This is a genomic window from uncultured Chitinibacter sp., from assembly GCF_945957625.1.
In the GTDB taxonomy this organism is placed as follows: Bacteria; Pseudomonadota; Gammaproteobacteria; order Burkholderiales; family Chitinibacteraceae; genus Chitinibacter; species Chitinibacter tainanensis.
In genome coordinates, this window is the sequence record NZ_CAMFLP010000001.1 from 622,038 (window position 1) to 643,069 (window position 21,032).

20 protein-coding genes are annotated in these 21,032 nt (G+C 54.1%); 12 read left to right on the forward strand and 8 right to left on the reverse strand.

Annotation, left to right across the window (positions count from 1 at the left end):
• The first annotated feature begins 5 nt into the window (after nucleotides 1-5).
• Complete coding sequence (gene pflA, locus QV747_RS02840) at nucleotides 6-806, forward strand: pyruvate formate-lyase-activating protein (protein WP_273428959.1); 801 nt, start codon at nucleotides 6-8, stop codon at nucleotides 804-806.
• Nucleotides 807-948: 142 nt separating this feature from the next.
• Here the strand turns inward: pflA and pgk are convergent, their stop codons facing one another.
• On the reverse strand, nucleotides 949-2,181 hold the full coding sequence (gene pgk / locus QV747_RS02845) for a phosphoglycerate kinase (RefSeq protein ID WP_273428961.1): 1,233 nt from the start codon (nucleotides 2,179-2,181) through the stop codon (nucleotides 949-951).
• A 163-nt stretch (nucleotides 2,182-2,344) separates the two neighbouring features.
• On the opposite strand from pgk, the gene hemH reads away from it, so the two are divergent.
• The 3 genes from hemH (at nucleotide 2,345) to QV747_RS02860 (ending at nucleotide 5,601) form a co-directional block, all read left to right on the forward strand.
• On the forward strand, nucleotides 2,345-3,451 hold the full coding sequence (gene hemH, locus QV747_RS02850) for a ferrochelatase (protein ID WP_273428963.1): 1,107 nt from the start codon (nucleotides 2,345-2,347) through the stop codon (nucleotides 3,449-3,451).
• Nucleotides 3,452-3,521: 70 nt separating this feature from the next.
• Complete coding sequence (locus QV747_RS02855; RefSeq protein ID WP_028449520.1) at nucleotides 3,522-4,220, forward strand: response regulator transcription factor; 699 nt, start codon at nucleotides 3,522-3,524, stop codon at nucleotides 4,218-4,220.
• Nucleotides 4,207-5,601 (forward strand): HAMP domain-containing sensor histidine kinase, encoded by a 1,395-nt coding sequence (locus QV747_RS02860; protein WP_273428965.1) that lies wholly within the window; start codon nucleotides 4,207-4,209, stop codon nucleotides 5,599-5,601. The genes QV747_RS02855 and QV747_RS02860 overlap by 14 nt, the downstream gene beginning before the upstream one ends.
• 134 nt (nucleotides 5,602-5,735) lie before the next feature.
• On the opposite strand, the gene yegQ is transcribed toward QV747_RS02860, so the two are convergent.
• Together yegQ and QV747_RS02870 are read right to left on the reverse strand one after the other, a co-directional pair.
• Nucleotides 5,736-7,094 (reverse strand): tRNA 5-hydroxyuridine modification protein YegQ, encoded by a 1,359-nt coding sequence (gene yegQ / locus QV747_RS02865; RefSeq protein ID WP_273428967.1) that lies wholly within the window; start codon nucleotides 7,092-7,094, stop codon nucleotides 5,736-5,738.
• Between the two features lie 129 nt (nucleotides 7,095-7,223).
• Entirely contained in the window at nucleotides 7,224-8,033 is an 810-nt protein-coding gene (locus QV747_RS02870) for a DUF4743 domain-containing protein (RefSeq protein ID WP_273428969.1), read from the reverse strand.
• Nucleotides 8,034-8,140: 107 nt separating this feature from the next.
• Here QV747_RS02870 and QV747_RS02875 point away from each other — a divergent pair, with 107 nt between their 5' ends.
• The 7 genes from QV747_RS02875 to rpoS all read left to right on the forward strand — a co-directional run bounded on the left by QV747_RS02875 (nucleotide 8,141) and on the right by rpoS (nucleotide 15,615).
• Nucleotides 8,141-9,661 (forward strand): fumarate hydratase, encoded by a 1,521-nt coding sequence (locus QV747_RS02875; protein ID WP_273428971.1) that lies wholly within the window; start codon nucleotides 8,141-8,143, stop codon nucleotides 9,659-9,661.
• Between the two features lie 254 nt (nucleotides 9,662-9,915).
• Nucleotides 9,916-11,058, forward strand: a complete 1,143-nt coding sequence (locus QV747_RS02880) for an aromatic ring-hydroxylating dioxygenase subunit alpha (protein WP_273428972.1) — start codon at nucleotides 9,916-9,918, stop codon at nucleotides 11,056-11,058.
• Nucleotides 11,059-11,162: 104 nt separating this feature from the next.
• Nucleotides 11,163-12,044 carry a DMT family transporter gene (locus tag QV747_RS02885; protein WP_273428974.1) on the forward strand — a complete coding sequence of 294 codons (882 nt, stop codon included), beginning with the start codon at nucleotides 11,163-11,165 and terminating at the stop codon, nucleotides 12,042-12,044.
• 58 nt (nucleotides 12,045-12,102) lie between these two features.
• A complete protein-coding gene (gene surE, locus QV747_RS02890; RefSeq protein ID WP_273428975.1) occupies nucleotides 12,103-12,849 on the forward strand; it encodes a 5'/3'-nucleotidase SurE in 747 nt (248 codons plus the stop codon).
• A 17-nt stretch (nucleotides 12,850-12,866) separates the two neighbouring features.
• Nucleotides 12,867-13,496, forward strand: a complete 630-nt coding sequence (locus QV747_RS02895) for a protein-L-isoaspartate(D-aspartate) O-methyltransferase (RefSeq protein ID WP_373317278.1) — start codon at nucleotides 12,867-12,869, stop codon at nucleotides 13,494-13,496.
• A gap of 133 nt (nucleotides 13,497-13,629) precedes the next feature.
• Nucleotides 13,630-14,643: a peptidoglycan DD-metalloendopeptidase family protein gene (locus QV747_RS02900; protein ID WP_273428979.1), complete on the forward strand. Its 1,014-nt coding sequence runs from the start codon at nucleotides 13,630-13,632 to the stop codon at nucleotides 14,641-14,643.
• Nucleotides 14,644-14,646: 3 nt separating this feature from the next.
• Nucleotides 14,647-15,615 (forward strand): RNA polymerase sigma factor RpoS, encoded by a 969-nt coding sequence (rpoS, locus tag QV747_RS02905; RefSeq protein WP_047392458.1) that lies wholly within the window; start codon nucleotides 14,647-14,649, stop codon nucleotides 15,613-15,615.
• Nucleotides 15,616-15,763: 148 nt separating this feature from the next.
• On the opposite strand, the gene dapD is transcribed toward rpoS, so the two are convergent.
• From dapD to QV747_RS02930, 5 genes are all read right to left on the reverse strand, one after another.
• A complete protein-coding gene (gene dapD, locus QV747_RS02910) occupies nucleotides 15,764-16,585 on the reverse strand; it encodes a 2,3,4,5-tetrahydropyridine-2,6-dicarboxylate N-succinyltransferase (protein WP_028449355.1) in 822 nt (273 codons plus the stop codon).
• A 52-nt stretch (nucleotides 16,586-16,637) separates the two neighbouring features.
• The gene (gene dapC / locus QV747_RS02915; protein WP_273428981.1) at nucleotides 16,638-17,843 is read right to left on the reverse strand and encodes a succinyldiaminopimelate transaminase; all 1,206 of its coding nucleotides are present in this window, start codon (nucleotides 17,841-17,843) and stop codon (nucleotides 16,638-16,640) included.
• Between the two features lie 88 nt (nucleotides 17,844-17,931).
• On the reverse strand, nucleotides 17,932-18,462 hold the full coding sequence (gene msrA / locus QV747_RS02920; RefSeq protein ID WP_273428983.1) for a peptide-methionine (S)-S-oxide reductase MsrA: 531 nt from the start codon (nucleotides 18,460-18,462) through the stop codon (nucleotides 17,932-17,934).
• A gap of 15 nt (nucleotides 18,463-18,477) precedes the next feature.
• The gene (gene queF / locus QV747_RS02925; RefSeq protein ID WP_273428985.1) at nucleotides 18,478-19,305 is read right to left on the reverse strand and encodes an NADPH-dependent 7-cyano-7-deazaguanine reductase QueF; all 828 of its coding nucleotides are present in this window, start codon (nucleotides 19,303-19,305) and stop codon (nucleotides 18,478-18,480) included.
• 65 nt (nucleotides 19,306-19,370) lie between these two features.
• The gene (locus QV747_RS02930; RefSeq protein ID WP_047392466.1) at nucleotides 19,371-19,958 is read right to left on the reverse strand and encodes a LexA family transcriptional regulator; all 588 of its coding nucleotides are present in this window, start codon (nucleotides 19,956-19,958) and stop codon (nucleotides 19,371-19,373) included.
• Nucleotides 19,959-20,077: 119 nt separating this feature from the next.
• On the opposite strand from QV747_RS02930, the gene QV747_RS02935 reads away from it, so the two are divergent.
• The gene (locus QV747_RS02935; RefSeq protein ID WP_273428987.1) at nucleotides 20,078-21,019 is read left to right on the forward strand and encodes a tRNA-dihydrouridine synthase; all 942 of its coding nucleotides are present in this window, start codon (nucleotides 20,078-20,080) and stop codon (nucleotides 21,017-21,019) included.
• The last annotated feature ends 13 nt before the right edge of the window (nucleotides 21,020-21,032 follow it).

Below are 21,032 nucleotides of genomic sequence, written 5' to 3' on the forward strand. Positions count from 1 at the left end.
CCCATATGGAAGCCAATAAACCCCTAGGTGAAATTATCGCACCGGCCTTCGATGCCGAAGGGCGGCAATATGGCTATGTTCATTCCATCGAAACCGGCGCCGCGGTTGATGGCCCCGGCATGCGCTTTGCGCTGTTTGTATCGGGCTGTCAGTTTCGCTGCCTGTATTGCCACAACCCCGACACCTGGAAGCTGCATACCGGCAAGCAATGGACAGTGGATGACATCGTGGCCGAGATTGGCAAATACGCGAGTTTTTTGCGAGTAGCCGGTGGCCTGACGATTTCAGGTGGCGAGCCGCTGATGCAGGCGCATTTTATCGGCGAGATTTTCCGCCGCGCCAAACAAGATTTACGCATCCATACCGCACTGGATACCCAGGGCTTTCTGGCGGCGCATTTGCCGGATGACTATTTCGACAATATCGATTTGGTCTTGCTCGACATCAAGCAAATGAACCCAGAGAAATACGAGGCCCTTACGGGTAAACCACTGCAACCTACGCTCGATTTTGCCCAGCGCCTGTTTAAAATGGGCAAAAAAATCTGGCTCCGTTATGTGCTGGTGCCGGGGTGGTCGGATGATGAAGCAGATGTGCAGGCTTTAGCCGATTATCTCGGTGACATGTCACGCCAATATCCAAATGTGCTGGAGCGAGTCGAAGTACTGCCATTTCACAAAATGGGTGAGAACAAATGGGCAGAGCTAGGGCTGAAATATGAATTGGCCGACACCCAGCCACCGAGCCAAGCTGTGGTGCATCGGGTCCGCGAGCAGTTTCGAGCGCAAGGTATATTTTGCTGTTAAGGGGGTATCAGCCCCTGAAGCATAATTAATAAGAGCTACAGAAATATACCTCCGCCGCAATATTCAGCATCCAAATGCAATGCCAATAAATAACCTCGCCGCAGCGAGGTTTTTTATTGTGCGAGCAACAGCCTGGGACGGCTTATTTTTCGCTCAGTGCTTCTACGCCTGGCAGCGCCTTGCCTTCCAGGAATTCGAGCGATGCACCGCCACCAGTCGACACATGCGATACTTTGTCTTCCAGACCTGCTTTTTCAACTGCCGCAACAGAATCACCACCACCCACAACGGTGATCGCGCCATTGGCAGTAGCATCCACCAGGGCGTGCGCCACGGCGAAAGTACCTGCCGCAGATGCGTCGATCTCGAATACACCCATTGGGCCGTTCCACAGGACAGTTTTGGCTGATTTGATGATATCAGCGTACGCAGCGCGCGTTGCAGAGCCAATATCCACGCCTTCTTGGTCGGCAGGAATCGCAGTAGACGGTACTTCTACCAGACCATCTAAGGTGCGAGCATCAAAATTCAGTGCGCGTGTCACCATGGTATCGCTTGGCAATACTAATTTGTCACCCGCTTGCGCCATCAAATCTCGTGCCAGATCAACTTTGTCGTTTTCACACAGTGATTTGCCGATTTCTAGGCCTTGAGCTTTGAGGAAGGTAAAGGCCATGCCGCCGCCGATGATCAGCTTGTCCACTTTAGGCAGCAGCGCTTGAATCACATCGATTTTGCCCGAGATTTTCGAGCCGCCGATGATGGCCACCAGTGGGCGTACCGGGTTGTTCACGGCTTCGCCGAGGAAATCCAGCTCTTTTTTCAGCAGGTAGCCGGCCGCGCGTGGCAGCTCAACGCCCACCATCGACGAATGTGCGCGGTGGGCAGTACCAAACGCATCATTAATAAATACATCGCCCAGTTTTGACAGGCTGGCGCGGAAGGCGGCCACTTGCGCAGGCTCAGCTTTCACGCTGTTGCCATCGGCATCTTTGGCTTTGCCTTCTTCGGCGATATGGAAACGCACGTTTTCTAGCAACACCACGCTACCCGCAGCCAGCGTCGCGCAAGCGGCTTCTACTTCAGGGCCGACGCAGTCAGCCAGAAACTGTACTGGCTTGCCCAGCAGCTCTTCCAGGCGTTTAGCTACAGGCGCCAAGCTATATTTTTCGACTTTCTGACCGTTTGGACGACCCAGATGCGACATCAGTACAACCGAAGCGCCTTGATCCAGCGCGTAGCGGATGGTTGGCAGCGCGGCGCGAATGCGCTTATCGCTTTCCACTACACCATTTTTCACTGGCACGTTAAAGTCCACGCGCATCAGCACGCGCTTGCCGGCAAGATCCAAGTCTTCGATAAACAGTTTGGCCATAGCTTCCTCAGAAACAGGGGTAGTGAAAAAAGCTTATTGTAGCAAGAGTGGCTGCCTTGAAGCTGACGACGGTTAAAGTTTCTGCTGCTAGTTTGGGTAAAAATGCAGGAAAAGCTGGCCTTGGGTAGAATGAGGGCACTTTCATTGCACCCAAAGCTCGGTTATGTCCCGTTATTTGCCTGAACCTGAATTTGCCCACCGCAATCCATCCAAGATCGGCGTTTTGCTGGTGAATCTGGGCTCCCCGGATGCGCCTACGGCCAAAGCTGTTCGCCCCTATCTGAAGCAGTTTTTATCTGATCCGCGCGTGGTCGAAATCCCCCGACCAATTTGGTGGTTGATTCTCAACGGCATTATTTTAAATATTCGCCCCGCCAAGAGCGCGGCCAAATACGCCAGCATCTGGCAAAAAGAAGGCTCACCCCTGCGGGTGTGGACTGAACGTCAGGCTCAACTGGTGAAAGGCCTGCTGGGCGAGCGTCACCGCGGGCAGCTGGTGGTCGACTATGCCATGCGCTACGGCAACCCATCGATTGCGAGCCAAATCCAAGCCTTGAAAGCGCAAAACTGCCAGCATCTGCTGGTGGTGCCCCTGTATCCGCAGTATGCCGCCAGTACGACCGCCAGTGTGTTCGATGAGGTGAGCAGGGTACTGCAACAAACCCGCTTTATGCCCACGCTGAAAATGCTGGCCCCGTTTTACGATGAAGCAGCCTACATCAATGCGCTAGCTCAACGCGTTCGGGAACACTGGCAGCAAAATGGCCGCGGAGAACATCTATTGATGAGTTTTCATGGCGTGCCACGCTACACGCTCGACAAAGGTGATCCGTATTTCTGCCACGCCCAGAAAACCGGACGCTTACTCGCTGAAGCGCTGCAGCTAGATAAAACCCAATACACAATCGCGTTTCAATCACGCTTTGGGAAAGCTGAATGGCTTAAACCCTACACCACCGACGAGCTCACCCGACTGGCCAAAGCCCAAACTGGCAAGCTAGATGTTATTTGCCCCGGTTTTGTGGCTGATTGCCTGGAAACACTGGAAGAAATTGCCATGGAAGGCAAAGCCGATTTTCTGCAGCACGGCGGTGGTGAATACCGGTTTATCCCGTGTTTAAACGATCATCCAGCCTGGATTAGTGGTCTTTCGGAGCTGATTGAGCGCGAGCTGACAAGCTGGCTGACAAACGGTCATTTTGCCAAAAATGAAAAAAATGCACTAGAACAAAGAGATAGATTAAGTAAGGATTTATTCTTACAAAAATGATCTTGGGCTTTGGCGAAATAACCGCTAAACTCTGCGGTAAGTTTATTCTTACAAAAATGAGGAAGCTGAAATGGCGACTCGACTGTTCCTGGCTGAAGATGATCTGATTCTGGCCGACGCGCTGAAAACTAGCTTGTCGCAAGCTGAATTCCAATGTGATTGTGTGAACGATGGCGCGCTGGCGCTGCAAATCTTGCTGCACAATGACTACGACGCGGTAGTGCTGGATATCGGTCTGCCCAATATGGATGGCCTGACAGTGCTGAAAAACGTTCGCCAGCACAAACCGTCGCTGCCTATCCTGATTCTGACTGCGCTGGATGGCCTGGATGAGCGCGTAGCCGGTCTGGATGCCGGTGCCGATGATTATCTGACCAAACCATTTGAATTCTCTGAGCTGGAAGCCCGCCTGCGCGCCTTGCTGCGCCGTAGCCAAATTCTGCCGCAATCTGTGCAGCAACTGGGCAATCTGCGTCTGGATCGTGCCGGCCAGCGCGCTTGGTGCAATGATTCGCCACTAGATCTGTCTGCGCGTGAACTGACCGTGCTGGAAATCCTGATGTCCAATATCGACCGCGTGGTGACCAAAGAACAGATCGTGAGCGAGCTGGGCAACGAGAACGCGGAAGTAGGTCTGAACGCCATCGAGGTGTATGTACACCGCCTACGTAAAAAACTGGAACCATGCGGTGTAGTGATCCGCACCATCCGTGGTCTGGGCTACCTCCTCGAGAAACAACAACCTCTGGCTACGGATGCTGCTAACTAAGCGTTCACTGCAACGTCGTATCGTTTTATGGACCGTTTTGCCGTTGCTGGCCTTGTGGCTGGCGGCGGCGGCGGTCATTTATTTTGTCTCGTTTCATTACCTGACCGATAACAACGATGCCACGCTGGCACGATTTCAAATCGAGCTCACCAAAACGCTGCAACAGGATGTACAGCAGGGCAATGAGCTGACTGCGGGCCTGATCCGGCAGCGCACAACCCAATTGCTGGCATTAAGTCAGCCTGAGCATTTTCATTTTGCCGCGCTAATCGATCATCAGCAGGCCATCAATACCCCACTGCAAGCCTTTGATAGCCACCCGAGCGCACAAGCTCAGCAGCGCCTTTTTGATCACAGCGTTCAGCATCATGCTTATCGGGTACTGCATGCCAATATCCCGCCTTCCGGCCAACACCCGGGTTGGCAAATCGAAATTGCCAAATCCCTAGATAGCCAGATCGATGCCCTGCATGCGTTTATGCTGCGCATTGCCTTGCCCCTGATCGCCATTTTGCTGCTGATTAGCATTTTGATCTGGTATGGCATTAAAAATAGCCTTAAGCCATTGCTGACCTTAAAGCAAATGGTAGAAACCCGCCAACCACAAGACTTATCACCCTTGGTCTTGCCCAATGCACCGGAAGAGCTCGAAGCACTCTCCAGCGCATTGAATCAGCTACTGACCAGCACCGAAGAAAGTATGAACCGGCAGCGGCGCTTTATTGCCGATGCGGCACATCAACTGCGCACCCCCTTAGCGGGCCTAAAATCGCAAACCGAGCTCGCCATGCGTGAAAACAGCCCGGAAGGGCTGCGCGAGCGGCTGAATATGGTCCACACCAGCGCCACCCGCAGTATTCACTTAGTGAATCAGCTGCTCACGCTGGCCCGCTCTGAGCCGGGTAGCCTTAATGGCATTCCGAAGGTGAAAATGGATTTGGCGCGGATTATCCGCGACCTGACCAGTGAGTTGGTACCACGGGCTTTGGCGGCAAGGATTGATCTGGGATGCGATTGCCTTGTGAATGAGGCGTGGATTGAAGGTAACTCTGCGCTGCTGCGCGAGCTATTTATCAATCTGGTCGAAAATGCCATTAAATATATTCCGCGCGATGGCAGCGTGACGGTACGTCTGACCGAGACCCCAACTCAATACGTGGTAGATGTAGAAGACAATGGCCCCGGCATTCCCGATGCGGATAAGCAGCGGGTATTCGAGCGTTTCTTCCGCCGCGAGCAAACCGGCAATGGCTGTGGCTTGGGGATGGCGATTGTGAAAGAAATTGTCGAGCGGCATGACGGCACGGTAGAGCTGCTGGATGCTGACCCATCAGGCCTGATCGTGCAGGTGGTATTGCCAAAGAACCTAATCAATTCATAGCACTCAGGGCAATACCCTGGATGGGTATATTGCTTTTACAGAGTGCTAAAGTTAAAAAGCCATCCAGCCCTGATCGACAGGGGCTGGATGGCTTTTTTATTGGCTCGCCGTCAGGCTAGCAGTAGGGGCTGCGCTTAAAACAAGCGAGCAAGTAGGGCTTTATCGTACTGGGCGGCCAGCGGAATTTGCACCTGAATGCCATTACCTGGCGCTACTTCGATGGCATTGCCGCGCTTGTCACGCATAGCTTCTACTTGCACATTGATATTGCCACTGGGGTGGATCACTTCCAGCGTGTCACCGAGCGAAAATTTGTTTTTCACTTCGATGCGCGCCCAGCCATCTTCGATGCTCACGATTTCACCCACAAACTGGCTACGTTTGGCTTTGGAATGACCATCCATATAGTTCTGGTATTCGTGCGTGTGGTGACGCTGATAGAAACCATCGGTGTAACCACGATTGGCCAAGCCTTCCAGATCGGCGAGCAGAGCCGGATTAAATGGACGACCGGCCACCGCATCATCAATTGCTTGCCGGTAAACCTGCGCCGTGCGCGCCACGTAATAGAGTGATTTGGTACGGCCTTCGATTTTCAGCGAATCGACGCCAATTTTAACCAGCCGCTCCACATGCTCCAGCGCACGCAAGTCTTTGCTGTTCATGATGTAGGTGCCGTGCTCGTCTTCCATAATCGGCATCAACTCACCCGGGCGATTACCTTCTTCGATCAGATAGGTTTTATCGGCCAGCGGGTGACGTTCGGCGCCACCGCAGGCGGCAAAGCTCTGATTGGCGTCGCTCATTGCTTGATTGAAATCAAACTGAATCACCTGCGCTTTTGGCGCGACATCACCAGCGTCATCAGTCACGGTGTCATGGGTTTTGTAATCCCAGCGGCAAGCATTGGTACAGGTGCCTTGATTCGGGTCACGATGATTAAAATAGCCCGAGAGCAAGCAACGGCCCGAATACGCAATACACAGCGCCCCGTGCACAAAGACTTCCAGTTCCATGTCCGGGCACAGTTGGCGTATTTCTTCAACTTCATCCAGGCTCAGCTCGCGCGACAAAATCACGCGCTCCAAGCCCAACGATTGCCAGAATTTCACCCCGGCGTAGTTCACGGTATTGGCTTGCACCGACAAGTGAATCACTTGCTCCGGCCATTTTTCGCGCACCATCATAATCAAACCCGGGTCGGCCATGATCAGGGCATCCGGTTTCATCGCGATCACCGGTTCCATATCCGCCAGATAGGTTTTGACTTTGGCGTTGTGCGGCAGAATATTGCTGGCCACAAAGAATTTCTTGCCCCGAGCGTGCGCCTCGGCAATCCCGACCCCGATTTCTTCGAGGCCAAAATCGTTATTCCGTGCCCGCAGGCTGTAACGGGGCTGACCGGCATACACCGCATCAGCACCAAAATCATAAGCGGCACGCATCCGGTCTAGCGTACCGGCCGGCAGCAGTAATTCAGGCGCTTTTAGCATCTTGATTTCCCAAATAAAAAACCTCGCAAGGGCGAGGTTGTAGGCCGCGACAAAAGCCGGCCAGATCAATAACTTAGCGCGATTATAGCAAAAATGCCCCCACAACGAATAGGGGGAAGCAGGCAATAATTAGCACGCCTCATTTTCCTGCGCCGCCAGCAAGCTATGCGCCGTGACGAGGCCAGCATCCCAGGTCATTTCTGGCAGCCGCGCGATCGTGTCGGCAGCGCTAAACCGCTGAAAACCGGCCACTTCGCCATCCTGATTATTGGGGGTCACGCCTTCGGGCACGACGAGATCGTAGCAATACAGCACCTCATGGTGCGTGCCATCGCTTTCGTTACGCAGGGTGCGTAGCGTAGCGGTCGGGATGGCTTGGGCGGCCAAGGCAGGGGCGATGCCTGCTTCCTCACCCAGCTCGCGGATCACGCACTCGCCTGGTGATTCATCATGGGGTATACCGCCAGCAGCCAGATTATCTAAGCGATTGGGGTCTATACCCTTGGTAGAAGCGCGCCGGCCTAGCCAATAATCGCCATTGACCGTACGGCCATTGATATGCGCCGCCTGACTACACAAACCCAGCCGCCGAAACGCACCGCGCTCGAGGGTAAATAGGGCCGTACCTAAATCTGGCGCATCGTCAGCGAGTAGCGGGTGCACGCTGTAGCGCTCGTTGCGCCACACTTTGATGAGGCCCGCCGCGCGCAACGCCAACGCCGCCTCATCAAGCAGCGCCTGCACCTCAGACTCGCTGCAGTCAAGCCGCAACTGGCCGGCTTGTAGTTGAAAATGGGGTGACCAGCTAGTTAAAAAGGCCAGTGTCGGCGCCTCTAGCCAACCCAACCGGTGTTCTTGCCAATACCAGGGGGTCAGCCCCGCCGAAGAAAAGACGGGCTGGCTAGCCAGATAAGCAGTAATTGCGTCGCGCAGCGGCATTTTGGGTACCTGTTCACCGGGAAAGTGTCGGTCAAAGCGGCAATTTTGCTACAATCGCGCCATAACACGCTACCGCAAAACAAGAACCTATCCTTGGAGTCACCACGATGAGCAAGATTCGCCAGGACGATCTGATCGCCAGTATCGCCGACAGCCTGCAATACATCAGCTACTACCACCCCAAAGACTACATTCAGGCCTTGGGCCGCGCCTACGAGCTGGAAGAAAGCCCTGCCGCGAAAGACGCTATTGCGCAAATTCTGACCAATAGCCGCATGTGTGCCGAAGGCCATCGCCCGATTTGCCAAGATACCGGCATCGTCACCTGTTTTGTGCGGGTTGGGATGGATGTGCAGTGGGAAGGCGCTACCATGTCGGTCACCGATATGATCAATGAAGGCGTACGCCGGGCTTATCTGCACCCCGATAACAAGCTGCGCGCCTCAATCTTGATGGACCCAGCTGGCGGGCGCAAAAACACCAAAGACAACACCCCGGCCGTAATTCACTATGAAATCGTGCCGGGCAATACCGTTGAAGTCGATATCGCGGCCAAAGGCGGCGGCTCGGAAAACAAAACCAAATTCGTGATGCTCAATCCATCGGATTCGATTGTGGATTGGGTGCTGAAAACCGTGCCGTTGATGGGCGCGGGCTGGTGCCCACCCGGCATGCTCGGCATCGGTATCGGCGGCACGGCCGAAAAAGCCATGGTGATGGCCAAAGAAGCGTTGATGGAAGAAATCGATATCCATGAGCTGATCGCCCGCGGCCCGCAAAATCGGGTTGAAGAACTGCGTATCGAGCTGTACGAAAAAGTGAATGCGCTGGGGATCGGCGCGCAAGGCCTGGGTGGCTTGGCCACCGTGCTGGACGTAAAAATCAAAGACTACCCAACCCATGCTGCCAGCCTGCCGGTGGCAATGATTCCAAACTGTGCCGCCACACGCCATGTGCACTTTATCCTGGATGGCTCAGGCCCGGCCGAGCTGGAAGCGCCCAAACTCGAAGACTGGCCAGCCGTCACTTGGACACCATCTGCTGCAGCCACCCGCGTGGACCTCAACACCGTAACCCGTGCAGATGTAGCCAACTGGAAACCCGGCCAAACGCTGCTGTTGAACGGCAAAATGCTCACCGGTCGCGATGCGGCGCATAAGCGCATCGTCGATATGCTCAATAAAGGCGAGCAATTGCCCGTGGATTTCACCAATCGCTTTATCTATTACGTGGGCCCGGTTGATCCAGTACGCGATGAAGTGGTCGGCCCCGCGGGCCCAACCACCGCTACGCGGATGGATAAATTTACCGATCAAGTGCTCGAGCAAACGGGCTTGCTGGGCATGATTGGTAAAGCCGAGCGCGGCCCAGCGGCCTGTGAGTCGATCAAAAAACATCAATCGGTGTATTTGATGGCCGTAGGTGGCGCAGCCTATCTGGTCTCAAAGGCCATTAAAGCCAGCCAAGTCGTCGGCTTTGCCGATTTGGGCATGGAAGCAATCTACGAATTTGAAGTAGTAGATATGCCAGTGACCGTGGCGGTGGATTCTTCGGGAACTTCTGTGCACGCCATCGCACCGAAGGAGTGGCAAGCGAAGATTGGCAAAATTCCGGTGAATGCCGGCTAAGACCGCCCACTCTGCGCAACGCCACCTTCGGGTGGCGTTTTTGTCGGCATGACTTAGTTAAGGTCTTCAATATTAAGACAAAAACGGCGAAAAATTGCCTCGGAATAAAAAATCTGCAATAATCGCCGCCTTTTCGGGCTGAAGTAGCCGCGCTACTTTGGCAATTGATTGATTTGATGGCTTGCCCACCCATCGTTGCAGCGCATTTTGACTGCACAAAGTGGCAAGACCTTCTAGCCCAGGGGGTATTGGACATGTCCAATCTGGCTACAGCTACCAACGCCATTGCACGTAAAATGGCCGAGCTGGATTTAACTTCACCGCTGCCAGTTGCCGCCTATTTTGATGAGCAGCTGTATCAGCTCGAAATGGAAACCCTGTTCGCACAAGGCCCACGCTATATTGGCCACGAACTGATGGTGCCCAATCTGAATGACTATCACGTCCTCGAATCGTCGCACGGTGCGCGTTACCTGAAACGCACCGACCAAGGCGTGAAACTCTTTTCCAATGTGTGCCGCCATCGCCAAGCCGAAATGCTCAGCGGGCGTGGCAATGCCAGCCATACGGTCTGCCCGCTGCATCGCTGGACTTACGATCAGCATGGCCAATTGGTCGGCGCGCCGCACTTTAGCGCCAACCCGTGTCTGCATCTACCGCAAACCGAGCTAACGCACTGGAATGGCCTGCTGTTTGAAAACAATGGCCGCGACATCGAGGGCGACTTGAAAAACCTCGGCGTGCGCAAAGACTTGGATTTTTCCAAGTATGTCTTGCACAGCGTGCAGGTAGATGAATACCAAGGTAACTGGAAAACCTTTATCGAGGTGTATCTGGAAGACTACCACGTGGTGCCATTTCACCCTGGGCTGGGCCGCTTTGTGGAATGCAATGAGCTGAACTGGGAATTTGGTGACTGGTATTCGGTGCAAACAGTAGGCGTGCATCACGAATTATCGCGCCCCGGCTCGAAAATTTATGACGAGTGGAGCAAGCAGGTTAAACGCTATGAAGCAGGCAAAAACCCAAAATATGGCGCGATCTGGCTAACTTACTACCCCAATATCACGGTGGAGTGGTATCCGCATACTTTGGTAATCTCTACCATTATTCCAACCGGGCCACGTAGCTATAAAAACGTGGTGGAATTTTATTACCCAGAAGACATTGCCTACTTCGAGCCGGAGTTTGTCGCCGCCGAGCAGGCCGCCTACGCCGAAACGGCGGTGGAAGATGTGGAAATCATCAACCGGATGGAAGCAGGCCGTACCGCGCTGTTTAAGGCTGGCCGCAATGAAGTTGGGCCTTATCAAAGCCCAATGGAAGATGGCATGCGGCATTTTCATCAGTTCCTGCGCCGGGAGCTGGGCGAGGCCATCGACCGCTTAGCGAAGTAAGCTTAACCCCAACAAGGCAGCGCAAGCTGCCTTGTTGCTTTATAGGGTATTGCCTGCAAAGCTCGATCATTTGATCGTCTCAGGCACATACCCCAGGATGTATTTTGTCTTTAATTGAACGCTGTAAACAATCCGGCCCATTCTGGATGGTGCTCGCCGGCCTGTCATTTGCCATCATGGGTGTTTTTGTTAAATTGGGTAGCGCCCAATTTAGCACCGCGGAGCTGGTGTTTTATCGCTGCGCAGCCGGCTTGCTAGGCATTGCCGCCGTGGTGCTGCCGCAAGGGCAAACGCTAAAAGTGGCCGGCCCTCAGCTACGCCTGCATTTAACGCGTAGTATTTCCGGCTTTTTGGCGCTAATGCTGTATTTCTACGCCATCGGCCACCTACCACTGGCAACCGCAGTCACGCTCAATTACACCTCGCCCATTTTCTTTGTGCTGGTCTTGAGTCTGCATCGGCGCGCCTGGCCACAGTGGCAGCAGGCCGCAAGTGTGGGGTTGGGTTTTTTGGGGGTAACGCTACTCTTGCAACCCACCCTCAATAGTCGGGCGTGGCTGGCCGGGCTAATGGGGCTGGGCTCGGGGATGCTGGCGAGCATTGCCTATCTGGGCGTGAGTGAACTAGGCAAAAGCGGCGAGCCCGAGTGGCGGACGGTGTTTTATTTCTCGCTGGTTTCAACCGTAGGGGCCGGGGCATGGATGCTGCTACAAAGTCAGCCCTTGCATCTGCCCAACTGGCACGAAGCCGGCATTTTGCTGGCCATGGGCATCGCCGCCACGCTCGCCCAACTGGCCATGACCCGCGCCTATCGCAAAGGGCGTTCGCTGGTGGTGGTGAGCCTTGCCTATCTCACCGTGGTGTTTTCTACCTTGTTTACCTGGCTGTGGTGGGGCGAGGCAGGCAACGGCCTCTCGCTCTTGGGGATGCTGATTATCGTGCTGGCAGGGATCTGGGCAGGTGCTACACGGCTGCAACGGCAATAAGGCGCTTGTTTGCGGCATGTCCGGATCATATTAGAATGCGATCAAGAGAGAGGTTTTGATGCGTTTTCTGTTAAGTAATGATGATGGTTATTTCGCCCCAGGCATCGCCGCTTTGGCCATGGCGTTGGGCGAGGAAGGCGACGCCTTAGTTTGTGCGCCCGAACGTGATCGCAGCGGCGCGAGCAACTCCCTCACCCTGGATCGCCCTTTGCAAGTACGGGTTGCACCATCAGGCTTTCATTACGTCAACGGCACGCCCACCGATTGCGTACATCTGGCCGCCACCGGGCTGATGGATGAACTACCCGACATGGTAGTGTCCGGCATCAACCATGGCCCCAATATGGGCGACGATACGATTTATTCCGGTACCGTCGCCGCCGCCACGGAAGGGTTTTTGCTAGGCATTCCGGCCATGGCCATTTCACTGGCTTCGCACAACCCCCAGCATTTTGAAACCGCCGCCAAAATCGCCCGCGAGTTGGTGCAGCGTTTTAAAGCCAAGCCATTAACTGGCCCAATCTTACTGAATGTGAATGTCCCTGATCTGCCCTATGAGCAATTGCGTGGCATTCGCATCACTCGTCTTGGGCGCCGCCACAAATCTGCACCGGTGATCCGCAGCGCAAATCCGCGGGGCGATACCATCTGGTGGGTGGGGCCCATCGGCAAGGTGGCCGATGCCAGCGATGGCACTGATTTTGCCGCTGTCGAGGCGGGGTATGTGTCTGTAACCCCGTTGCAGATTGATCTTACCAATCATACCCAGCTTGGGCAGGTCGAGACATGGCTGAGTCATTCATGATCAGTCACGGCAGCGGAATGACCTCGGCCCGCACGCGGGCGCGCTTGGTCGAGCGTTTACGCCAGCAGGGCATAGGCGATGAAACCGTGCTGGCGATCATCGGCCAGATCCCGCGGCATCAGTTTGTGGATGAAGCTTTATCGCACAAAGCCTATGACGACACCTCATTGCCGATCGGCTTTGGGCAAACGATCTCCCAGCCTTATATCGTTGCGCGCATGAGCGAGCTGGCAGCGCAAGTGCCGCAACGGCAGCAGGTATTAGAAATTGGCACCGGTTGCGGCTACCAGACTGCCGTGCTCGCTAAGCTCTTTAAAACCGTGCACAGTATTGAACGCATTGGCGGCTTGGTACGCCAAACACGCGAGCGTTTGAGTGGCTTAGGCATTCATAATGCCCGCCTGCGCCATGCCGATGGCTTGCCTGGCCTGCCTGAGCTGGCTCCATTTGATGCCATTGTAATTACCGCCGCGGCACCCATCGTCCCAGAAAACCTCAGTGCACAGCTGAGCGATGGGGGCAGGCTGATTTTCCCGGTGGGCAGCCAGCAGCAAGAGCTGCGCATGATCGAGCGCCGTGGGCAAGAGCTGTTTGAAAGTCGGCTCGAAAAAGTCAATTTTGTGCCTTTGCTGCCGGGCATTGCCTAATAAGCACGTCGCATTGCAACAGGATGCTGATAATTACCTGCCGTTTCTCCATAGCTGCCGTGTAAACTAATGCCTTTCGGATCGTCTGCGCACCGCGCAGCGAGGCCCTCATTTGTTTTTGCGGAGAGATGACGTGCGCGTCCCATCCTTGCTGATTGTCTTGCTAAGTACTCTATTGGCCGCCTGCGCCAGCCCACGCACCAGCCCAGCCCCGATTATTGATGGCCAGCAGACACCGACGCCGGCCCCCGTGGCCACCCCCATAGCCGCAGTAGCGACACCATCTCCGGCGCAAATGGGCAATAAAACGCATACCGTTCAAAAGGGCGATACGCTCTACCGGATTGCCACTTTGTATGGGGTAACCACCGCTGAGGTGCAACGCTGGAATCAGCTCAGTGACAGTGGCATCAAAATTGGCCAGGTGCTGGTAGTCGCAGCGCCATTGGGCGAGGGTGGCGTAACCGTGACGCCACTGCAAGATGCCGCACCGAGTAAGGTACAAACCTTCGCGACACCACAGCCGCCGGTCGGTAGTAATACGCCGGTCATCACCAAAACGCATCCCAAAGCCGTCAAGGAAGTCTATAGCCCTCAAGCAGCTAGCCAAGTCGCTAAACTGGCAGACGGCAACACAGTTGCAACAAAACAACAAGCAATTGCAAGCTCCGCGACAGCATCTATAACAAAACCAGTTGCTGCTTCTGCTGTCGCAAATTCAACACCAAACCCCAATAAAGCTGCGGCTTCAGTGGCATCATCTGCGACGCAAAGCAATACCAACGGCACCGAGTTTGGCATGCCAACCAGCGGAAAAGTGATCCGCAAGTTCAGTGAAGAAAGCAAAGGCATTGATATTGCAGGAAAACTTGGGCAATCTATTGTTGCGTCAGCACAAGGAAAGGTAGTTTACGCGGGCGCCGGATTGCGCGGCTATGGCAAGATGATCATATTGCAGCACAGCAATGGTTATCTGACGGCCTATGCTCATAACGATAAATTGCTAGTTAAAGAGGGAGATGTCGTTAAAAAAGGTGAAAAGATCGCCGAAATGGGCAAGTCCGATGCCGATCAAGTGAAGTTACACTTCGAAGTCCGCAAAGGAGGCAAGCCCGTCGATCCGGCGAAGTTCATCGCGACAGAATAGACCATGAGCGAACAGATCGAAGCCATTGAGCAAGACCTCATCGACGAAGTTGAAACACTGGATGAAGAAGCGCAACTGGGCGAGGACAGCGAGGACCTCGACAGCGAAGCCAAGGAAGAAACCGAACGCTACACCAGCGAAAGCACCGGCGATGTTACGCAGATTTATCTGAATGAAATCGGCCAGTGCAAACTACTCACTCCGGATGAAGAGCGCGAATTATCTCGGCAAGTGGTGAAGGGTGATTTTGCGGCGCGGCAAAAGATGATTGAGCACAATTTGCGCTTGGTGGTGAACATCGCCAAGCACTACATCAACCGCGGCATGACCTTGCTTGATCTGATCGAGGAAGGGAACATCGGCTTGATGCATGCGCTGGAAAAATTCGACCCTGAGCGTGGCTTTCGCTTCTCGACCTACGCCACATGGTGGATCCGCCAAAGTATCGAGCGCGCGATCATGAATCAATCCCGCACCATCCGCTTGCCAGTGCATGTGATTAAAGAGCTGAACGTCTATCTGCGCGCGCAACGCCATCTGGAAGCCACACTCGGGCACGACCCAAGCATTGAAGATATTGCCCATCTGCTGGGTAAAGATGTCGAAGATGTGCGCCGCGTCATGGGGCTAAATGAGCGGGTGGCCTCACTGGATGCGCCGCTGGATATTGACCCGATGCTGACTATTGGTGAGTCAATCCCGGATGATCAGCATGATGGCCCCGAATCGACGCTGCAAAATGCCGAAGTCGAGCGCTATGTACGCGAATGGATGAAGCAGCTGAATGAAAAGCAGCGCATGGTGATCGAGCGCCGCTACGGCCTGAATGGCTATGAGATCTGTACTTTAGAGGACCTAGCCGCCAGCCTAGGTCTGACACGGGAGCGGGTACGCCAGATCCAGATCGAGGCCCTGGATCAACTGCGGCGCATCTTACGCCGCTACGGGGTGACGCGTGAAGTTGTGCTCTAAATGCACTCAATGCTAATGTTCAGCCATAATCGTCCATGGCGAGCACCGCAGAAATGAAAAAGCCAGTCAACCGACTGGCTTTTTTACTAGAGATATATCGCTTAACAGCAAGCCAACCGGCTTTGCAGCCAGATACCCCTATGGCGTATTAGATACCGCGCAGCAACTCGTTGATACCAACTTTAGAGCGCGTTTTGGCGTCAACCTTTTTCACGATTACAGCGCAATACAGGCTGTATTTGCCATCGGCACTTGGCAGATTGCCTGATACCACCACCGAGCCGGCTGGAATGCGGCCGTAGCTCACTTCGCCAGTTTCGCGGTCATAAATGCGGGTAGATTGGCCGATGTAGACGCCCATTGAAATCACCGAGCCTTCTTCGACGATTACGCCTTCTACCACTTCCGAACGTGCGCCGATAAAGCAGTTGTCTTCAATGATGGTCGGGCCGGCTTGCAGTGGCTCCAGTACCCCACCGATACCCACACCACCTGACAGATGCACGTTTTTACCGATCTGTGCGCAAGAACCCACAGTGGCCCAAGTGTCGACCATCGTGCCTTCATCGACAAAAGCGCCGATATTGACATATGAGGGCATCAGCACCACGTTTTTGGCAATAAACGAGCCTTTACGCGCGATCGCATTAGGCACCACGCGGAAACCGCCGGCGCGGAAATCCGCTTCGGTGTAATCAGCAAATTTGCTAGGTACTTTGTCGAAATAGTTGGTGCAGCCACCGTCGAGCACCACATTGTCATTGATCCGGAATGACAGCAAAACGGCTTTTTTCACCCATTGATTGGTGATCCATTCGCCACCATTTTTTTCCGCAACACGCAGCTGGCCTTTATCCAGCGCGTTGATCACTTCATTGATGGCATCACGCAGCTCGGCGGATACATTGCTGGGGGTGATATCGGCGCGATTTTCAAACGCGGTTTCAATAACAGTTTGCAAATTACTCATCTGAACTCTCTCAAAAAAACGAGTGCTGGTTGCTCACTCTGAAACAAAAATTTTAAACAGCCGCAGTTTTCCATTGCTGACAGAACGCAACAATCCGCTCTGCTGCGGCGACACATTCATCCAGTGGCGCGACTAGCGCAATGCGCACGTAGCCTTTACCCGGGTTCACTCCATGCGCCTCACGGGCTAGATATGAGCCGGGTAAAACGGTGACGTGCTGCTCGGCAAATAGGCGTGCGGCAAAGTCTTCGTCATCGATCGGAGTCTTGGCCCACAAATAAAACGCTGCATCCGGCAAACCAACCTCTAACACCGAAGCCAGGCGCTCGGTCACCGCAGCAAATTTAGCCGTGTATTGCGCGCGGTTTTCAATCACATGCGCCTCATCGCGCCAGGCTGCAGCGCTAGCCGCCATCACCATGGGGCTCATCGCACAACCATGGTAGGTACGATACAGCAAAAACTTAGCCAAAATCTGCGCATCACCGGCCACAAAGCCTGAGCGCATCCCCGGTACGTTCGAGCGTTTGGACAGCGACGAGAACATCACCAGATTACGGTAATCGCGCCCAAGTTTTTGAGCCGCTTCCAAGCCACCGAGCGGTTTTTCTTCGCCAAAATAGATTTCCGAATAGCACTCATCCGAGGCAATCACAAAGCCATATTGGTCAGAAAGCGCAAACAGCCGCTCCCAATCAGCCAGCGAAGCCACCGCGCCAGTCGGGTTACCCGGTGAGCAAACAAAAACTACCTGAGTCCGTGCCCAAACCTCGGCGGGTACGGAGTCCCAATCGGGTTGGAAGCGATTTTCTGCCACGCAATTGACATACCAAGGCTCTGCGCCCGCCAAGAGCGCCGCACCTTCATAAATCTGATAAAACGGGTTGGGGGACAGTACCACGGGCTGCGCAACCGCACTGGTATCAACCACCGCCTGCACGAAGGCAAACAGAGCCTCGCGACTACCGTTCACCGGCAAGACCTCGGTAGCCGGGTTCAAAGCCACCAAACCATACCGCGCCTTTGCCCAATCCGCGATGCTCTCGCGCAGTTCATCCGAGCCCAATGTGGCCGGATAGCTGGATAAGCCCGCCATGTGACTAAGCAGCGCATCTTTCACCAATTGTGGCGCTGGATGTTTAGGCTCGCCGATCGATAAATTGATATGGGACAACGCCGCAGAGGGGGTAATGCCAGCAAATAGCTGACGCAATTTTTGAAACGGGTAGGGGTGGAGCAGTTCTAGGCGCGGTGACATAAATGGCACGGGCAAAGTAAGGGAAAGCCGCAATTATAGCGGATTGGCGCGCCCTTGCGGCGCGCACCACCGAAGAAATCGGGCTGATTTAGGCGAGTAATTCGTTAAAACTGTGCATGAATTTCTGCACTTTCGGTCCGACCACGGCCATGCAGTAGGGCTGAAATGGATGCTGATTGTAGTAATCGGCATGCTCGATTTCGGCGGGGTAAAACTCGGTTGCAGCCACAATCTCGGTCACGATTGACGCCGGCCAATCGGCTTGTGCTGCCGCGACGGCCGCTCGAGCCAGCTCGGCCTGCGCTTCGTCTTGATAAAAGATTGCAGACCGATACTGGCTACCGACATCGTGCCCTTGGCGATTGAGCGTAGTAGGGTCGTGAATCGCAAAAAACACCGTTAGCAAGGTGGTGTAGCTCACTACTTCAGGGTCATAACTGATCATAACCGCTTCGGCATGACCGGTATTGCCGGTACAAACAGCCTGATAGCTGGGTTCAGGCACATCCCCCCCGATGTATCCAGACTGAACAGCACTCACCCCGCGTACGCGCTGAAAAACCGCTTCCAGGCACCAGAAGCAGCCACCGGCCAAAATTGCTGTTGCGCTTGTTGCCATCAGATTCTCCTGATTTTATTGCCGTGCTGTACGTACGTTGAGCGGCAGATCGGCATTAAAATTAGCCCGATAAGGATTGATATCTAGTCCACCACGGCGGGTATAGCGAGCGTATACCGCCAGTTTTAATGGTTTGCAGGCCTGTTGCAGATCGACAAAAATGCGCTCGACGCACTGCTCGTGAAACTCATTGTGGTTGCGAAATGAAATCAGGTAGCGCAACAAGCTTTCACGATTAATTGGCTGACCCGTGTATTGAATCTGGACACTGGCCCAATCGGGTTGACCGGTAACCAAGCAGTTGGATTTGAGCAAATTAGAACACAGGGTTTCGGTCACCGTGGTGGTGGAGGCATCACAGCGCAAGAGATTGGGCTGGGGTGAATAATCACTCACCTCGATATCGAGGTTGTCGAGATAAAAACCGGGCAGTTCAACAATTTTTTGCTCGGCAAACCGTTCGGTTTCGATCAATTTAACCTGAATATTCGCCCCCACCGCCGCACCAATATCTTGCTTTAGCAGCGCAAGCAGCGCTTCGCCATCAGCGAGCTTGGTCTGGTTAAAGCTATTGAGATAAAGCTTAAACGACTTAGACTCAACAATATTTGGGCTGTCAGCCGGGATTTGAAAACTGACCAGTGCGACCTGCGGTTTGCCGCGAAGATTGAGCCACGACACCTCGTAGGCATTCCAATAATCAAAGCCAAAAAAAGGCAGGGCGCTGGTGATGCCAATCTCGGCGCGCTTACCGCTGCGCGGGATGGGGAACAACAACTCGGGCGCATATTCGGTGATGTAGGAAACTGTTTTGCCCAAGGGCGAAGCGTTAACGTCAGACACAGGCGAGCCTTTTTTGTTCAGCAAAGGATAATTTTAGCGGGAGCGAGGCACAGATGTAGCGCTGTTTAGCGGTATTTACGCATCAGCCCTACCACCACGCCGTAAATCTCTAAGCTTTCGCTGGGACGAATAATGGCAAAATCGGGGTTGTGCGGAATCAGGTAATAGCCCTGTTTATCGCGCCCTAACTCTTTCAAGGTGTATTCGCCATCGACTACGGCCACCACCAAGTCGCCAACATGCGCGGCATGGCGTTTTTCAATGACGGCCAGATCGCCATCATAAATGCCGGCATTCATCATCGAATCGCCGCGCACCTTGATCAAAATTGAATTGGAAGGGCGCGGCATCAGATATTCGTCAAGCGAGATCGCCTCGCTCATCGCATCATTGGCGGCCGCAGGTAAGCCCGCTGGCACATTAAAATCAGCCAACTCACGCTCAAAAAAACGCTTGGTGGGGGCAAGGCGTTTATCCGGCGTCATTTCTAGATACCCCGCCAGGGTAAGGCGCTTAACAAGCGCTGAAACCGCGGACTTCGAGGCCATACCCAGCAGTTCGCCAATAACAGCGTAAGAGGGGAGACTGCGATATTCGCTGTAATAATCCTGCAGTTTGCCCAGATATTCGTGGTCGCGATTTGGATTGGCCATGGCGGCACCCTATGGAACATTCGTTCTTTTAGGTTATTGAACGATCGTTCCGCTGTCAAGCGCCACGGCGGCCAATCTGGTAAACTGCGCTGTTGATTTGCGAATGTGGAAATACAACTGTGCGGATTTTGCTCGCGCCCATGGAAGGCCTGCTCGATTGCGTATTACGCGACGTGATTACTCGCGCTGGCGGGATTGATGAATGCGTAACCGAATTTGTGCGGGTCAGTGGCAGCGTATTGCCCGGGCACACCTTTGAACGGATTGCCCCCGAAATACTCACCCAAAGTCAGACCGCCTGCGGCGTGCCTGTGAAAGTACAGCTACTGGGCTCTGACCCGGCTATGTTAGCGGCCAACGCGGGCAGATTAGCGAGCTACAATCCATTTGGGATTGATCTGAACTTTGGCTGCCCGGCCAAAACGGTGAATCGCCACCGCGGTGGCGCCGTCTTGCTCAATGAACCTGAACTTATCTATCAGATTGTGAAGGCAGTTCGGGAGGCTACCCCGGCGCATATCCCTATTACCACCAAAATGCGCTTGGGCTATGAAGATAAATCGCCAGCTATTGAATGTGCGCAAGCCATGGAAAGTGCAGGGGCCCAAGAAGTGGTGGTGCATGCACGGACCAAAGTTGAGGGCTATAAACCGCCAGCCTACTGGGAACACATCGCTTTAATCCGCCAGGCCGTAAAATTTAATGTGGTGGCCAATGGGGAAATCTGGACCGTCGACGATTTAAAACGCTGCCTAGCGATTTCAGAATGCACCGATGTAATGTTGGGACGCGGCATTGTGGCCAATCCCGGCTTGGCGCTGGAAGCTAAAACTGGGCAAGCGTTAAGCTGGGAAGGTTTGCAGCCGCTGTTTACGGTGTTCTGGCAACAAGTAAAAACGCATTGCTATGCCAAGTATCAGGCTGGCCGCTTAAAACAATGGCTGAACTATCTGCGCCGGCATTACCCAGAAGCCGAGCAGCTATTTGCGCAAATCCGGACTTTGAATACAGCCGAAGAAATCGAACAGCAGTATCCCGCATTGGTCTTGGGGGCAAAATAATGCTGTGCCCAAT

Coding starts and splice junctions, on each gene's coding strand:
- pflA (WP_273428959.1), top strand. CDS start 6: ATGGAAGCCAATAAACCCCTAGGTGAAATTATCGCACCGGCCTTCGAT.
- pgk (WP_273428961.1), bottom strand. CDS start 2,181: ATGGCCAAACTGTTTATCGAAGACTTGGATCTTGCCGGCAAGCGCGTG.
- hemH (WP_273428963.1), top strand. CDS start 2,345: ATGTCCCGTTATTTGCCTGAACCTGAATTTGCCCACCGCAATCCATCC.
- QV747_RS02855 (WP_028449520.1), top strand. CDS start 3,522: ATGGCGACTCGACTGTTCCTGGCTGAAGATGATCTGATTCTGGCCGAC.
- QV747_RS02860 (WP_273428965.1), top strand. CDS start 4,207: ATGCTGCTAACTAAGCGTTCACTGCAACGTCGTATCGTTTTATGGACC.
- yegQ (WP_273428967.1), bottom strand. CDS start 7,094: ATGCTAAAAGCGCCTGAATTACTGCTGCCGGCCGGTACGCTAGACCGG.
- QV747_RS02870 (WP_273428969.1), bottom strand. CDS start 8,033: ATGCCGCTGCGCGACGCAATTACTGCTTATCTGGCTAGCCAGCCCGTC.
- QV747_RS02875 (WP_273428971.1), top strand. CDS start 8,141: ATGAGCAAGATTCGCCAGGACGATCTGATCGCCAGTATCGCCGACAGC.
- QV747_RS02880 (WP_273428972.1), top strand. CDS start 9,916: ATGTCCAATCTGGCTACAGCTACCAACGCCATTGCACGTAAAATGGCC.
- surE (WP_273428975.1), top strand. CDS start 12,103: ATGCGTTTTCTGTTAAGTAATGATGATGGTTATTTCGCCCCAGGCATC.
- QV747_RS02895 (WP_373317278.1), top strand. CDS start 12,867: ATGACCTCGGCCCGCACGCGGGCGCGCTTGGTCGAGCGTTTACGCCAG.
- rpoS (WP_047392458.1), top strand. CDS start 14,647: ATGAGCGAACAGATCGAAGCCATTGAGCAAGACCTCATCGACGAAGTT.
- dapD (WP_028449355.1), bottom strand. CDS start 16,585: ATGAGTAATTTGCAAACTGTTATTGAAACCGCGTTTGAAAATCGCGCC.
- dapC (WP_273428981.1), bottom strand. CDS start 17,843: ATGTCACCGCGCCTAGAACTGCTCCACCCCTACCCGTTTCAAAAATTG.
- msrA (WP_273428983.1), bottom strand. CDS start 18,462: ATGGCAACAAGCGCAACAGCAATTTTGGCCGGTGGCTGCTTCTGGTGC.
- QV747_RS02930 (WP_047392466.1), bottom strand. CDS start 19,958: ATGGCCAATCCAAATCGCGACCACGAATATCTGGGCAAACTGCAGGAT.